This is a genomic window from Kitasatospora sp. NPDC059973 (assembly GCF_042737525.1).
Lineage (GTDB): Bacteria > Actinomycetota > Actinomycetes > Streptomycetales > Streptomycetaceae > Kitasatospora.
Genome location: NZ_JBHWUI010000015.1, coordinates 16,903 through 31,832, shown reverse-complemented (window position 1 = coordinate 31,832; position 14,930 = coordinate 16,903). Strand labels below are relative to the sequence as shown.

The following is a 14,930-nucleotide window of genomic DNA, read 5'->3' as shown; positions in this document are numbered from 1 at the left end:
CCGACCGCCGGTCACTCGGCGGGGCTCGTCCGGTGGAAGGCGGCGGCGTTGCGCCGGGCCCAGTCGGCGAAGGTGCCGGCGGGGCGGCCGAGCAGGCGTTCCACGTCCGGGCTGACCTGCCGTTCGGCGTCGGTCGGTGCGCCGAGGATGTCGAGCGTGCCGTCGGCCACGTGCTCCGGCATGAAGGCCAGGAGGTGCGCCCGGGCGGCCTCGCGGCTCAGCTCGACGAAGGCGAGCGGCGCGCCGGTCGCCGCCCCGAGGGCGGCGGCCTGCTCGCGCGGGGAGACCGGCGCTGGCCCGGTCAGCACGTACGTCCGGCCGTGGTGCTGCCCGTCGCCGCGCAGCACGACGGCCGCCACGGCGGCGAGGTCCGCCGGGTCCACGGTCGGCAGGGCCACATCGCCGAACGGTGCCGGTACCGTCCCGCCGGTGCGGACCGGCTCCGCCCAGGCGAAGGCGTTGGAGTGGAAGCCGCTCGGCCGCAGGATCGTCCAGTCGAGCCCGGACTCCCGGACGGCCTGCTCGAAGGCCCCCAGCCGGGCGTGCGAGGGCGGCACCGGCCGGGTGCCCAGGATCTGGGAGGAGAGCAGCACCACCTGCCGCACACCCGCGGACCTGGCCACGCCGACCAGCGCGGCCGGGCTCTCACCGCCGGTCAGCAGCTCGCCGGAGAGGAGGAGGAACAGCGCGTCGGCGCCGTCCAGGGCGGTCCGCAGGCTCTCCGCGTCCGCGAGGTCGGCGCGGTGGTGTCGCACGCCGTCCGGCAGGGTGGCGTCCGCCGGCCGCCGGGACACCGCCGTCACCTGCTCGCCCGCCGCCGCCAGCGCCTGCACCAGCGGTCGTCCGACATTGCCCGTCGCACCCGTCACCACGATCATGTCCGTCCCCGTCCTTCGCTCTTCGCTATCGTCAATTCCCGCTGTTCACACGAGAGTTGCGGCCACTTGAGGGGATTCCTCGGTGGCGACAGGACGACGCTAACAGCCTGCGTACAGTTAGGTACCTAGAGGAAAGTGACCCGGCTCGGAGGGGGCGGCATGAGCGAGATGGCCTGGGCGGCGGACGGAACGACCGATCCGGTGCGGGCGTGCCCGATCGGCCCGGTGGTCGACCTCGTGTCAGCCGCTGGACCACCCCGGTGCTGTGGACGCTCCACGCGCACGGCCGCCAGCGCTACGTCGAACTGCAGCGGCGGGTGGCGGACATCAGCCCCAAGGTGCTCACCCAGCGGCTGCGCCAGCTGGAACGCGACGGGCTGGTCCGGCGGACGTACCACGCCGAAGTGCCGCCCCGCGTCGAGTACGAGATCACCGAACTCGGTGACAGTCTCGCCCCGCTCTTCGCCACCCTCGCCGACTGGTCCGCCGCCAATCTGGACCGCGTCGCGCAGGCCCGCGAGGAGTACGACAGCACGCCGCCCCGCTGATCCTCGGTGGATCCGCCGGCGCCGCCAGGGTGACCGGGAAGCGGGCCGACAGCACACCGCCGCCCGCGCCGGGGGGCGCGGGCGGTGGTGGCGGTCCGGGCAGTACCGGTACGGCCCGGTGCCGGGCGGTTCTCGGAGGGTCAGGAGATCTCGTTGCCGTTGAACGAGCCGACCACGTTGTCGCCACCGGTGTTGAAGATGTCGGCCCCGGCGAGCTGGTTGCCGGTGCCGATGACCGTGATGGTCGTGGTGGTCACCTCGGGGCCGTCGGCGAACGCCTGGGTCGGGACGGCGGCGGCGCCGATGGCGGCCAGGAGGACGGCGACGGTGCGGACGGTACGGTACATGGCGCAACCCCTTCGTAGGCTAACTTGCTCTGCACACTAGGGAATCGGGGCGGGCACCGCCGGGGAATGTCACCCGAATGGTGCGCCTTGCGTGTCGCCCCCGCCCGGGACCGCGACCGGGACCGCGGCCCGGCCCGGGGCTCTACCCAGAGTCCGGACCGCGGCCGCGGGCGGCGCCTACGGTGGGCTGCCTCCGGCAGGCCCCCACGGCCCCGCGCGCTACGAGGGCTCGGGGCGGTACACCGTCAGGGCGTTCGGCGCCTTGCCCAGCCGCAGGGCACCGGCCGCCGGCAGGCTCTCGCCGTCCACCGCGATCCGGTCGGCGTCGCCGAGCGAGTCGAGGCCCAGGCCGGTCAGCCGGGCCGAGTGGTAGACCCGCGAACGCGACAGCGTGCCGGACAGGAAGGCCGCCGCCAGCCTGGTCCGGGCGAACGGGCTGCCGCCGTCCACCACGCGGATGTCCAGCAGGCCGTCGGCCAGGCCGGTCCGCCGGGTGGGGGCGAAGCCCGGCGGGTCGTAGGCGCCGTTGCCCGCGAACAGCAGCCAGAGCCGCCGGCTGCGTCCGCCGGCCTCGACGGTGACCGGTTCGGCGCTCCCCAGCGCCCGGGCGACGGCCACCGCCAGGGCCGGCCACTTGCCCAGCCGGCCCTCCAACGACTCGCGGAGCCGGACCAGTTCGGGATACACACCGAGACTGAAGGTGTTCAGGAAGATCCGCCGCTCGGTGCCGTCGACGGCCAGGCCCAGGTCGACGCCGCAGGCGGAGCCGGCCTCCACGGCGCCCGCCGTCGCCTCCAGTGACTCGATCCCGAGGTCCAGCGCGAAGTGGTTGAGCGTGCCACCGGGGAAGACGGCCAGCGGCAGGTCGCGCTCGACCGCCAGGGAGGCGGCCAGGTTGACACTGCCGTCGCCGCCGCAGACCCCGAGCGCGCCGCCGTCCGCCGCCGCCCGGTCGGCCGCCTCGGCGAGCAGGGCGGGCAGGTCGTCGTCCGGTCCGCAGACCCGCACCTGCGCGCGCGGCAGCAGCGTGTGCAGGACGGCCGCGGTGTCCTCCGGGCCGTCGGCGAGCAACGCCCCGCTCCCCGAACCGCTGTTGACCACCACCGAGAGCCCGGCCCCCTCGGTCAGCGCCGGCGCCGGCCGGGGCGGCGGGCCGGCGAGCGGCGGCCGGTCGTTCGTCCGGGGCCACCAGCGAAGCGTCAGGGCCGCCAGCCCCGAACCCAGCGCGAACCCGGCCAGCACGTCACCGGGGTAGTGCGCGCCGGTGTAGATCCGGGACGCCCCGACCGCGGCCGCCACCGGCGCCACCACGACGCCCAGCAGCGGCGCCTCGATCGCCACGGCCGTCGCGAACGCGGCGGCCGAGGCCGAGTGGCCGGACGGGAACGAACTCGTCACCGGCTGCCGCAGCAACTGCCGCACCACCGGCACCTGGTCCAGCACCGGGCGAGGACGGCGGGTCAGCTGCTTGGCGGCGATGTTGGCCACGGCCGAGGCCATCGCCAGCGACCCGACCCCGCGCAGCGCCGCCCGCCGCCCGGCCCGGCCGCCGACCGCCCCCAGCACGGCGGCCGTGCCCATCCAGAGCACCCCGTGGTCCGCCGCCCGGCTCAAGCGCCGTAGCCACGGCTGGGCATGGCGCAGGCGCGCCAGCGCCACTCGGTCGAACAAAGCCCGGTCCACTGCGTCGAGTCGCCTCATCCGGCGAGCCTAGTCGGGCTCCCGCAGATCTGCGCGGCATTGAGTACGGGTACTCAGGCGTGCCGGGCCGAAACGGCGAACACTGGTGGCAGCTCACCCGCCCACCGGAGGACCCACCAGCCATGCTCAGCCGAACCGCCGCCCTCCTCGTCCCCGCCTTCGGCTCCCTGCGGGTGAGCGCCGACCCCGAGGCCGTGCTCGCACCCGGGAGCATCGTCGCCGCCAACCACACCTCGCTCGCCGACCCCGCGATCGTGTTCGCCGCCCTGCACCGCCTCGGCGCGCGACCGGTGGTGCTCGCGACGGCCGGCCTCTGGCGGGTCCCGCTGCTGGGGCGGCTGCTGCGCCACGAGGGGCACATCCCCGTCCACCGCGGCACCGAGCACGCCGCCGACGCCCTGGACCGGGCCGCCGACGCCCTCGCTGCCGGACACCTGGTCCTCATCTACGGCGAGGGCGGCCTGCCGCGCCGTTCCGACTCCGGCGAGCTGGCGCCCGGCCCGTTCCGCAGCGGCCTCGCCCGGCTAGCGGGGGCCACCGGCGCACCGGTGGTCCCGCTCGGCCAGGCGGGAGCCCGCCGCCTGAGCTCCGGCGGCGCGGTCAAGCAGCTCGCCGGCCTCACCACCGCCCCGGCGCGCCGCCCGGCCCTGCACGTCCACCTCGGCGCCCCACTGCGCCTGGACGACGACCTCGCCACCGCGACCGCCACCGCCCACCGCGCCGTCACGGCCGCCTGGGCCACCGCCGCCCGCAACGCCGCCGCCTGACGGGGAGCCGCGGCGCACCACCGCGTCGGCCGGCCTCTGCGTCGACCGGCCTCTGCGTCGACCGGACGACCCGAGCGGGCCGGTCGGCCCCGGGACCGCCACCGAGGAATCGGTCCGACCGCCGGGCCGCAGCACCCGACCGCGGGGACGTCGCCCCGCCCGGTGACCAGCCGCGCGGACCTGTGCGGCCCCCTCCAGCCCCCCGACCACCGGAGGGGCCTCTCCGGCGACCAGGACCGGCGCACCCCCCGGCGCCCCCACCCGCTGGCCCCCGCGACTGGCCGAAGCCCCGCGACCCGGCCCGCCCGGCGCAGGTGGATCACCGCCACGCACTCCGTCGGCCGCCGGGACACCGGGTGACTCCCCGTCCCGGCCCCGCGCGTCCGCCCCGGGCACCCTGCCGCGCCTGGGCGGCGATCCCGGCTCCGCGACCGCCGACGCTCTCGGGGCGGCGCGGCTCCTGTGTCGCCGATTCCTCCGCCGGCCCCTTCGACGAGGAGGCCGCTGGGCCGCGCCGGGACGGCCGGTGCTCCGCTCGGCAGCGGCCCCGCCTGCGGAAATCCGGTTGGCCGGGCCTGCCGGGGGCCGCGATGATGCGGTTATGTCGCGTACGTTCGAAGAACTGATTGCCGAGGCCGAGGCCGTGTCCGTCGATGGCTGGGACTTCTCCTGGCTGGACGGGCGGGCCACCGAGCAGCGCCCCTCCTGGGGCTACCAACGCCTGCTGGGGGAGCGGCTGGCGGCGGCCTCGGCGGCGCTGGACATCCAGACGGGCGGCGGCGAGGTGCTGGCCGGCGCCGGTCCCCTGCCGCCCGCGATGGTCGCCACCGAGTCGTGGCCGCCCAACGTGGCTCGGGCGACCGGGCTGCTGCACCCGCTGGGAGCGATCGTCGTCGCGGACCCGGACGAACCCCCGCTGCCCTTCGCCGACGGGGCGTTCGACCTGGTGACCAGCCGTCACCCGGCGACGGTCTGGTGGGCGGAGATCGCCCGCGTGCTGCGGCCCGGTGGTACGTACTTCGCGCAGCACGTCGGCCCGGCCTCGGTGTTCGAGCTGGTCGAGTACTTCCTCGGCCCGCAGCCGGAGGCCCGCCTGGCGCGGCACCCCGACACCGAGAGCGCCGACGCCCGGGCCGCCGGGCTGGAGGTGACGGACCTGCGGTCCGAGCGGCTGCGGATGGAGTTCTTCGACATCGGCGCGGTCGTGTACTTCCTCCGGAAGGTGATCTGGATGGTGCCCGGCTTCACGGTCGCCGCCCATCGCGACCGGCTCCACGACCTGGACCGGCAGATCCGCGCCGAGGGTTCGTTCGTCGCCTACTCCGCACGCTTCCTCATCGAGGCCCGCAAACCGCTGTGACCTCGCGGCCGGAGAGTCGACGGCCGAGCTGGTCGAGCGGCTCGGCTGGGACTCCGCCGAGGAGGTGCGGTGCCGGGTCGCGTCGGACCCGCGGCTCTCCGTGGCGTCGGCGGTCCGGCTGCTCGACGACCTGGGGCCGGGGGTCCGACATGCCGCCGCACGCAATCCCCGGCTGCCCGCCGCCGTCCTGGTCGCCCTGCTGCGCGAGCCCGACACCGCGGCGGTCGCGGCCGGGAACCCCGGCCTGCCGGTCCAGGTGCTGCGCGCACTGGGCCGGCGGGCCGGGGCGCCGGCCCGGCCGGAGAGCTGAACGCGGCCCGCTACAGGGTGCCCGCCCAGGAGTTGGTGCCGAGCAGGGTCTTGATGTCCGAGGCGAGGCCGTTGTCGGGATTCACCAGGAAGCCGAGTTCGTAGAGGGTGTCCTTGTCCCAGTTGGTGGTCAGCAGCCGGACCGGGACGTCGCCGGGGTGGGCCTGGAGGGCGAGCTTCAGCTCGCCCACCACGGTCGGGGTGATCTTGCCGAGCGGCGCGGTGATCTGCACCGGCGGCTTGGTGCCGAGTTCGGCGGAGGAGACGTCGAGGGTGGTGATCTCCTGGCCGAAGATGCTCAGCGAGCCGTCGCGCTCATTGAGCCGGCCCCGGGCCGAGATGACGTTGTCCTCGACCATCTGATCGGCCATCAGGTTGTAGGTGGCGGGGAAGAAGAGCACCTCGACCGAGCCGTCGCGGTCGGCGAGGGTGATGATGGCCCACGCGTTGCCCGCCTTGTTGATCCGCCGGTCGACGGCGGTGATCAGGCCGGCGAGGCGCACCTCGCCCTCGGTGCGGCCGGAGCCGAGGAGTTCGGCGATGGAGGTGTCGCGGTTGCGGGAGAGGATGTGCTCGGCGCCGTCCAGCGGGTGGCTGGAGACGTACAGGCCCAGCATCTCCCGCTCCAGGCTGAGCAGTTGCCGGCGCGGCCACTCCCGGTCGGTCAGTTCGAAGTCCAGCCCGATGGCCGGTGCGCCGCCGTCCCCGGTGTCCAGGGCGCCGAACAGGTCGTCCTGGCCGATCGCCTGCTGCTTCTTCAGGCCGGTGACGGCGTCGATCGCGCTCTCGTGGACGGTGCTGAGCGACAGGCGGGTGTGGCTGAGCGAGTCGAAGGCGCCCGCCTTGATCAGGGAGTCGACGGTGCGCTTGTTGCAGACCACCAGCTCGACCTTGTCCAGGAAGTCCGCGAAGGAGGCGTACTTGCCCTTCTCCTTGCGGGTCTTGACCAGGGACTCGATGACCGGCACGCCGACGTTGCGGACGGCCTTCAGGCCGAACCGGACGTCGCTGCCGACGGCGGTGAAGTCGACCACGGACTCGTTGACGTCGGGGGACAGGATCTTGATGCCCATCTGGCGGCACTCGGCGAGGTAGACCGCCATCTTGTCCTTGTCGTCCGCCACCGAGGTGAGCAGCGCCGCCATGTACTCGGCGGGGTAGTTGGCCTTGAGGTAGGCCGTCTGGTACGAGACCAGGCCGTAGGCGGCGGAGTGCGATTTGTTGAAGGCGTAGCCGGCGAACGGGACCAGCACGTCCCAGACCGCCTGGATGGCCTCGTCGGAGTAGCCGCGCTCCTTGCAGCCCGCGTGGAAGGGGACGAACTCCTTCTCCAGCACCTCCTTCTTCTTCTTGCCCATCGCGCGGCGGAGCAGGTCGGCCTGGCCGAGGCTGTAGCCGGCCAGCACCTGCGCGGCTCGCTGCACCTGCTCCTGGTAGACGATCAGACCGTAGGTGGGGCCGAGGACCTCGCTGAGCGGGGCCTCCAGCTCGGGATGGATCGGGATGATCTCCTGCTGGCCGTTCTTGCGCAGCGCGTAGTTGGTGTGCGAGTTCATGCCCATCGGGCCCGGCCGGTACAGCGCCGAGACGGCGGAGATGTCGGCGAACTCGGTGGGCTTCATCAGCTTGAGCAGGGCGCGCATGGGGCCGCCGTCGAGCTGGAACACGCCCAGGGTGTCGCCGCGGGCGAGCAGTTGGTAGGTGGTGGGGTCGTCGAGCGCGATCTTCTCGATGTCGACGTCGATGCCCCGGTTGGCCTTGACGATCTTGATGCAGTGATCGATGATGCCCAGGTTCCGCAGACCCAGGAAGTCCATCTTGATCAGGCCCATGGCTTCGCACGACGGGTAGTCGAAGCCGGTGATGATCACGCCGTCCTTGTCCCGCATGTGCAGCGGGATCAGGTCGAGCAGCGGGGTCGAGGAGAGGATGACGGCGGCGGCGTGCACACCGGTGCCGCGGATCAGGCCCTCGATGCCCAGGCCGGTGTCGATGATCTTCTTGACGTCGGGCTCGTTCGCGTACAGCGAGCGGATCTCGGTGCCCTCGTTGTACCGCGGGTGCTTCTCGTTGAAGAGGTCCGCGAGCGGGACGCCCTTGCCCATGACGTCCGGCGGCATCGCCTTGGTGATCCGGTCGCCCATCGCGAACGGGTAGCCGAGGATGCGGTTGGCGTCCTTGACGGCGGCCTTGGCCTTGATCGTGCCGAAGGTGTTGACCTGCGCGGTGTAGGCGGAGCCGTACTTCTCGGTGACGTAGCGCACCATCTGGTCGCGCTGGCGGTCGTCGAAGTCGATGTCGACGTCCGGGGGGTTGATGCGCTCGGGGTTCAGGAACCGCTCGAACAGCAGGTCGTGCTCCAGCGGGTCCAGCTCGGTGATCCGGGTGAGGTAGGAGACCATCGAGCCGGCCGCCGAGCCTCGGCCCGGGCCGACCGGGATGCCGTTGTCGCGGGCGTACTGGCAGATGTCGGCGACCACGAGGAAGTAGGCGTCGAACCCCATCGGGGAGATGACGCCCATCTCCAGCTCGATCCGGTCCAGGACCTCCTGGCTCGGGTTGTCGCCGTAGCGGACCTTCAGCCCGGCGTCGATCTTCTTGCGCAGGAACGACGCCTGGGTCTCGCCCTCGGGGACGTCGAACTGCGGCATCCGGTCGACGTAGGTGAAGACGTCCTCGTACGACTCGACCCGCTCGGCGATCGCCAGCGTGTTGTCGCAGGCCTCCGGGAGCTCGCGGAACAGCTCGCGCATCTCGTCGGCGGTCTTGATGTAGTAGCCGGTGCCCTGGAACTTGAACCGGTTCGGGTCGTCCTTGTTCTTGCCCACGCCGACGCAGAGCAGGCTGTCGTGCGCGTCCGCCTGGTCGGCGGTGACGTAGTGCGAGTCGTTGGTCGCCAGCAGCGGGATGTTCAGCTGCTTGGCCAGGCGCAGCAGGTCCTGGCGGACGTCCTGCTCGATGGACAGGCCGTGGTCCATCAGCTCCAGGAAGTAGTTCTCCTTGCCGAAGATGTCCTGGTAGGCGCCGGCCGCCTTGACCGCCTCGTCGTACTGCCCGAGCCGCAGCCGGGTCTGCACCTCGCCCGAGGGGCAGCCGGTGGTGGCGATGATGCCGGTCGCGTTGGCCGCGATCAGCTCGCGGTCCATGCGGGGCTTCATGTAGTAGCCCTCCATCGACGCGAGCGAGGAGAGCTTGAAGAGGTTCCGCAGACCGGTCGCGTTCTGCGCCCACATGGTCATGTGGGTGTAGCGGCCGCCGCCCGAGACGTCCTTGCCGCCCTCGCCGTCGGAGCTCGCCGGGCGCTGGCCGCCGGGGGACCAGAACACCTGCTTCTTCAGGAAGCGCGAGGCCGGGGCGACGTAGGCCTCGATGCCGATGATCGGCTTCACGCCGGTCTTGGCGGCGGCGTGGAAGAACTCGTACGCGCCGAACATGTTGCCGTGGTCGCTCATCGCGATGGCCGGCATGCCCTGCCGCTCGGCCTCCGCGAAGAGCTTCCCGTTCTTCGCCGCTCCGTCCAGCATCGAGTACTCGGTGTGGACGTGCAGGTGTGCGAACGTGTCGGACACGGCGGTGGGCTCCTTGTCGGTGCGGCGCGGTGCTGCGCGCTTCGGTGCGTGCGGTGCGCTTCGCTGCGGGGCGCGAGGTGGTACGGGTGGGGCTCCGGCGGGTGCGGGCGGGGCGCGGTGCACGGGGCCGGTGGGGCTGGCGGTCCGGGGGCGTAAGCCGTCCAGGCTAGCGGGTCCCGGGCCCGGACTCGCGATCGCGGCGGCCGGTCCCGCCCGGGCGGCGTGTCGCGGGCGCGGTGCTTGACAGCGCCCTCGGCGGCGCACTGCCGACGGGGGCGGTCGGGTTCGACCCGGCGACGGGAGTGGATCTTGGACGGCTAGGCTGCTGCCCCGTCACGTCCTCGTGGAGGGCGCTTTGGGAACGAGGGCGGGAGCCAGCTCATGATGGGACCGGCGCATGCGCTGTCGGGTGCGGCAGCGTGGCTGGGGGCGGGGGCGATCGCCGCGGGGCTGGGCGAGCCGATGCCCTGGCCGGTGCTGCTGGCGGGAACGCTGATCTGTGCGGGGGCCGCGCTGGCGCCGGATCTGGACCACAAGGCGGCGACGATATCCCGGGCGTTCGGGCCGGTGTCCCGGACGCTCTGCGAGGTGATCGACAAGCTCTCGTACGCGGCCTACCGGTCGACCCGGAAGAAGGGCGACCCGCGCCGCTCGGGCGGGCACCGGACGCTGACCCACACCTGGCTGTGGGCGGTGCTGTGCGGCGCCGGCGCGGCCGCGGTGGCGGTCTACGGCGGCCGCTGGGGCGTGCTGGCGGTGCTCTTCGTGCACATGGTGCTGGCGATCGAGGGGCTGCTGTGGCGCCACGCCCGGGTCTCCAGCGACGTGCTGGTCTGGCTGCTCGGGGCGACCAGCGCCTGGGTCCTGGCGGACGTCCTGGACAAGCCGGGGAACGGCTCGCAGTGGCTGTTCGACCAGCCCGGGCAGCAGTACCTGTGGATCGGCCTGCCGATCGCGCTCGGCTCGCTGGTGCACTGCCTCGGGGACGCGCTGACGGTCTCGGGCTGCCCGGTGTTCTGGCCGATCCCGATCGGGCGCAAGCGCTGGTACCCGGTGGGGCCGCCGAAGGGCATGCGGTTCCGGGCGGGCAGCTGGGTCGAGCTCAAGGTGCTCACGCCGGTGTTCATGGGCCTCGGCGGGGTCTGCGCGCTGGGGGCGCTCGGTTTCTTCGGCTGAGCCGTGCGGCCGGGGGTGCCCCTGACGTCCCGGGGTGCCCGGCCGTCAGCCGGGGCGGACGTCGCCGTGCGCCGGCCACCGGCGGTGGTACTGGTCGATGACGAAGCGGTGCCCGTGCCGCCAGCCGCCGGCGGCCGGGTGGGCGTCGCCGAGGTGGGGGTGGTCCGGCGGCAGGTCGGCGTGGACGTGGTCCAGCTCGGCGGCCTCCCGGGCGGGCCAGAGGGCGGTGGCGGCGGCCGCCGAGGCGAGCGCGACGGCGCCGAGGGCGGCGGCGGTGGCCGGGAGCCCCGCTCCGGCGGCCAGCCAGCCGGCCAGCGGGTAGGTCAGCAGCCAGCAGGAGTGGGAGAGCGAGAACTGCGCGGCGAAGGCGGCCGGCAGGTCGGCGTCGGCCGCGGAGCGGCGCAGCACCCGGCCGCCGGGGGTGAGGACCGCCGAGCAGGCCGCGCCGATCGCCGCCCAGGCGGTCAGCACGGCGCCCCAGGACCACGCGCTCGGGGCGGTGGCGGTGACGGCGGCGACGCCCGCCAGGACCACCGGCAGGGCGAAGGCGGCCGGCAGCATCACCGCCCGGTCGCCGATCCGCCCGAGCACGCGCGGCAGCAGCAGCGCGGCCAGGATGGAGCCCGCGCCGTACGCGCCGAGCGCGAGCGAGAGGGCGCCGGCCGGCCGGTGGAAGTGCTCGCGGACCAGGACGACGGTGTTGACGAAGACGATGGCGCCCGCGGCGGCGACGCCGAGGTCCAGGGCGAGCAGGGCCCGCAGTCGGGGAGTGGCCCAGAACAGCCGGGTGCCGAAGGCGGCCTTGGCGTAGACGCCGCCGGCGCGCTCGACGGGCGCCGGTTTGGGCAGGACGGCGGAGACCACCAGGGCCGCCGAGGCGAGGAAGCCGGCGGCGGTGCCCGCGAACAGCCAGCCGCTGGAGAGCAGGGCCAGCAGCCCGGCGGCGAGGGCCGGGCTGAACAGGCTCTCCAGGTCGTAGGCCAGCCGGGACAGCGACAGGGCCCGGGTGTAGTCGCGCTCGGCGGGCAGCACCTCCGGCAGGGTGGCCTGGAAGGTCGGCGTGAACGCGGCGGAGGCGGCCTGGAGGAGGAAGATCAGGGCGTAGACCTGCCAGACCTGGGTGACGAACGGCAGGGTGAGCGCGACGGCGGCCCGGGTGAGGTCCATGGCCACCATCAGGGCCCGGCGCGGGATCCGGTCCGCCAGCGCGCCGGCGAGCGGGGCGATGGTGACGTACGCCACCATCTTGATCGCCAGCGCGGTGCCGAGGACGGCCGAGGCGTGGTCGCCGGCGAGGTCGTAGGCCAGCAGGCTCAGCGCCACGGTGGCCAGACCGGTGCCGACCAGGGCGACGAGCTGGGCCGTGAACAGGTGGCGGTAGGTGCGGTTGCGCAGGATGGCCGGCATGCGGTGGTCCCGTCCCCGGTCGGCGTCGTGCGGGTACGCCCACCATCGTAGCCAACATGTGCGTACCTGTGCACATGTTTCGGTGGCGAGGGCCGTGCCGGCGGCGGTGACGGCCGCGGCGACGGCAGGGTTGGCCCGAAGCGGCGGCGACCACACAGGTGGCGGCCCTTACGGCACTCTGATTTGCCAACCCTTTACACTCCTGTAGAGCTGGTGACCCGTTCCCCCCGGACCGGGCCGCCCGCCGACCGGCCACCCTCGTCGCAGTGAAGGAGTCGCGGACCCCGCGATGGACGAACCTCCCAGTTCTCACCGTGCTGTTCCCGTCAAGACGTGTTCGACCAACGGGGCGGGGGTGGCACGGTGACCGACGTCCTGCTGCTGCTCCTCGCCCTGGTGCTCACCGCCGCCTGCGCGGTCTTCGTCGCCGCGGAGTTCTCCCTGACCACCGTCGAGCGGGGCGCCCTCGAACGCGCCGCCGACGCCGGCGAGCGCGGCGCCCCCGTCGCGCTGAAGGCGGCCCGGCGCCTCACCTTCCAGCTCTCCGGCGCCCAGCTGGGCATCACCATCACCAGCCTGGTGATCGGCATGGTCGCCCAGCCGGCCGTGGCGGGGCTGCTGCGCGCACCGCTGGAGGCCCTGGGCCTGCCGAGCGGCGCGGTCAACACCGTCGGGATCCTGCTCGGGGTCCTGCTCTCCACCGTCGTGCTGATGGTCGCCGGCGAGCTCGTGCCCAAGAACTGGGCCATCTCGCGCCCGCTCGCCGTCGCGAAGGTGGTGGCCGGGCCGCAGTACTACTTCTCGGCCGCCTTCTCGCCGCTGATCGGGCACCTCAACAACACCGCGAACCGGGTGGTGCGGCGCCTGGGCCTGGAGCCCGCCGAGCACCTCGCCTCCGCCCGGACGCCGCAGGAGCTGGTCGCCCTCGCCCGGCACTCCGCCCGGGCCGGCGCGATAGAGCCCGACACCGCCGAACTCTTCGTCCGCTCGCTCAACCTGCGCGAGCTGACGGCGGAGAACGTGATGACCCCCCGGGTCGACGTCCGGGCCCTGGAGGAGCACGCCACGGCGGCCGACGTCGCCAACCTCACCCGGGCCACCGGGCTGTCCCGGTTCCCGGTCTACCGCGGCAACCTCGACCAGGTCGTCGGCGCCGTCCACATCAAGGACGCGCTCACCGTCCCCGCCGACCGGCGCCACCTGCACCCGGTGGCGAACCTGGTGACCGAGCCGCTGCTGGTGCCCGAGACGCTCACCGTCGACCGCCTGCTGGACCTGCTCCGCGGCGAGGAGACCATGGCGGTGGTGATCGACGAGTACGGCGGCACCGCCGGCATCGCCACCCTGGAGGACATCGTCGAGGAGGTCGTCGGCGAGGTCGTCGACGAGCACGACCCGGCCGAACTGCCCGACCTCATCGACCTCGGCGAGGGCCAGGACGGCCGCCACCGCTGGGACGCCGACGGCATCACCCGCACCGACCAGCTCGACACCGTCGGACTGCCCGACACCGAGGGGCCGTACGAGACCCTCGCCGGACTGATCGCCGACCGCCTCGGCCGGATCCCCGTGCCCGGCGACGTCGTCGAGACCCACGGCTGGACCCTGCACGTCACGGCCGTCGCGCACCACGTCGCCGAACGCGTCCGGATCAGCGGCCCGGCACCCGACGCCGACCCGGACACCGGCGCCGCCGACGGCACCGGACACCGCCCGGAGGAGAACCGATGACCGCGATCCAGCTCGTCATCGGGCTGCTCACGCTGGTGACCAACGCCTTCTTCGTCGGCGGCGAGTTCGCCCTCATCTCGGTGCGGCGCAGCCAGATCGAGCCGCGCGCGGAAGCCGGCGACCGGCGCGCCCGCACGGTGATCTGGGGTCTGGAGCACGTCTCCGCGATGCTGGCCACCGCCCAGCTCGGCATCACCGTCTCCTCGCTGGTGCTCGGCGCGGTCGCGGAACCCGCGATCGCCCACCTGCTGGAGCCCCCGCTGCACAGCGTCGGCGTGCCGGACGCCCTGATCCACTCGATCGCCTTCGTCGTCGCGCTGACCGTGGCGACCTACCTCCACATGCTGCTCGGCGAGATGATCCCCAAGAACATCGCCCTGGCCGCGCCGGAGAAGGCCGCCTACCTGCTGGTGCCGCCGCTGGTCGCGGTGACCCGCGCGGTACGGCCGATCGCCTTCTCCATCAACGCCTTCGCCAACCGGATCCTGCGCCTGCTGAAGGTCGAGCCCAAGGACGAGGTCGCCTCGGTGTTCACCGAGGAGGAGCTGGCCCGCATGGTCAAGGACTCCTCCGACGCCGAACTGCTCAGCGACCGCGACACCGAGCTGCTGCGGGACGCCCTGGAGCTGGGCTCGCGCCCGGTCTCCGAGGTGGTCACCCCGCGCGAGGAGATCGTCTTCGCCGGCCCCGGCACCACGCCGGTCGAGCTGGAGCGGCTCGCCGCCCGGACGGGGTTCTCCCGCTTCCCGGTGCTGGACGCGGACCGGACGGTGCTCGGCTACCTGCACATCAAGGACGCCCTGGAGCAGGACGGCGCCCGCGACCGGCCGTTCCCGGCCCGCGCGCTGCGCCCGATCGCGCGCGTCCCCGAGTCCACCCCGCTGGACGACGTGCTGACCGCCATGCGCCGCTCCGGCACCCACCTGGCCGCCGCGATCGCCGCCGACGGCACCGCCTCCGGCCTGGTCACCATGGAGGACGTCCTCAAGGAGCTGGTCCGCCCGGCCCCCGCGCGGCCGTAGCGGCGGGCGGGACGCGCGCCCGCCGCCCGCACCCGTGAGACAGCCCGCCCCGGACGCGACCGGGGCGGGCTGCGGGCTTTCCGGAGCCGCCGTCGAGCCGGCGCGACCGGCGACC

11 protein-coding genes and 1 pseudogene are annotated in these 14,930 nt (G+C 73.8%); 7 read left to right on the top strand and 5 right to left on the bottom strand.

The features are described 5' to 3' along the window. Positions 1-11: 11 nt before the first annotated feature. Positions 12-878 carry an SDR family oxidoreductase gene (locus ACFWA9_RS06805; protein WP_380383819.1) on the bottom strand — a complete coding sequence of 289 codons (867 nt, stop codon included), beginning with the start codon at positions 876-878 and terminating at the stop codon, positions 12-14. Between the two features lie 159 nt (positions 879-1,037). Between ACFWA9_RS06805 and ACFWA9_RS06800 the strand changes: the two are divergent. Next, a pseudogene (locus ACFWA9_RS06800) lies at positions 1,038-1,426 on the top strand (winged helix-turn-helix transcriptional regulator). Between the two features lie 140 nt (positions 1,427-1,566). Here ACFWA9_RS06800 and ACFWA9_RS06795 read toward each other — a convergent pair. Then, positions 1,567-1,773 carry a hypothetical protein gene (locus ACFWA9_RS06795; protein WP_352290748.1) on the bottom strand — a complete coding sequence of 69 codons (207 nt, stop codon included), beginning with the start codon at positions 1,771-1,773 and terminating at the stop codon, positions 1,567-1,569. A 219-nt stretch (positions 1,774-1,992) separates the two neighbouring features. Continuing rightward, complete coding sequence (locus tag ACFWA9_RS06790) at positions 1,993-3,474, bottom strand: bifunctional phosphatase PAP2/diacylglycerol kinase family protein (RefSeq protein ID WP_380383816.1); 1,482 nt, start codon at positions 3,472-3,474, stop codon at positions 1,993-1,995. 122 nt (positions 3,475-3,596) lie between these two features. On the opposite strand from ACFWA9_RS06790, the gene ACFWA9_RS06785 reads away from it, so the two are divergent. The 3 genes from ACFWA9_RS06785 (at position 3,597) to ACFWA9_RS06775 (ending at position 5,911) form a co-directional block, all read left to right on the top strand. Beyond that, entirely contained in the window at positions 3,597-4,241 is a 645-nt protein-coding gene (locus tag ACFWA9_RS06785) for a lysophospholipid acyltransferase family protein (RefSeq protein WP_380383813.1), read from the top strand. Positions 4,242-4,842: 601 nt separating this feature from the next. Further along, complete coding sequence (locus ACFWA9_RS06780; RefSeq protein ID WP_329491391.1) at positions 4,843-5,601, top strand: class I SAM-dependent methyltransferase; 759 nt, start codon at positions 4,843-4,845, stop codon at positions 5,599-5,601. 100 nt (positions 5,602-5,701) lie between these two features. Next, entirely contained in the window at positions 5,702-5,911 is a 210-nt protein-coding gene (locus ACFWA9_RS06775) for a hypothetical protein (RefSeq protein ID WP_380383810.1), read from the top strand. 10 nt (positions 5,912-5,921) lie between these two features. Here ACFWA9_RS06775 and dnaE read toward each other — a convergent pair whose 3' ends face one another. After that, positions 5,922-9,479 (bottom strand): DNA polymerase III subunit alpha, encoded by a 3,558-nt coding sequence (gene dnaE, locus ACFWA9_RS06770; RefSeq protein WP_352290743.1) that lies wholly within the window; start codon positions 9,477-9,479, stop codon positions 5,922-5,924. 381 nt (positions 9,480-9,860) lie between these two features. Here dnaE and ACFWA9_RS06765 point away from each other — a divergent pair, with 381 nt between their 5' ends. Further along, entirely contained in the window at positions 9,861-10,655 is a 795-nt protein-coding gene (locus ACFWA9_RS06765; protein WP_329491395.1) for a metal-dependent hydrolase, read from the top strand. 45 nt (positions 10,656-10,700) lie between these two features. Here the strand turns inward: ACFWA9_RS06765 and ACFWA9_RS06760 are convergent, their stop codons facing one another. Continuing rightward, positions 10,701-12,062, bottom strand: coding sequence for an MFS transporter (locus ACFWA9_RS06760; protein WP_352290742.1), 1,362 nt, complete (start codon positions 12,060-12,062; stop codon positions 10,701-10,703). A 363-nt stretch (positions 12,063-12,425) separates the two neighbouring features. Between ACFWA9_RS06760 and ACFWA9_RS06755 the strand changes: the two genes are divergently transcribed. Then, on the top strand, positions 12,426-13,793 hold the full coding sequence (locus tag ACFWA9_RS06755; RefSeq protein ID WP_380383908.1) for a hemolysin family protein: 1,368 nt from the start codon (positions 12,426-12,428) through the stop codon (positions 13,791-13,793). Continuing rightward, positions 13,790-14,815 (top strand): hemolysin family protein, encoded by a 1,026-nt coding sequence (locus tag ACFWA9_RS06750; protein ID WP_380383806.1) that lies wholly within the window; start codon positions 13,790-13,792, stop codon positions 14,813-14,815. Before ACFWA9_RS06755 ends, ACFWA9_RS06750 begins: the two co-directional genes overlap by 4 nt. Positions 14,816-14,930: the final 115 nt, after the last annotated feature.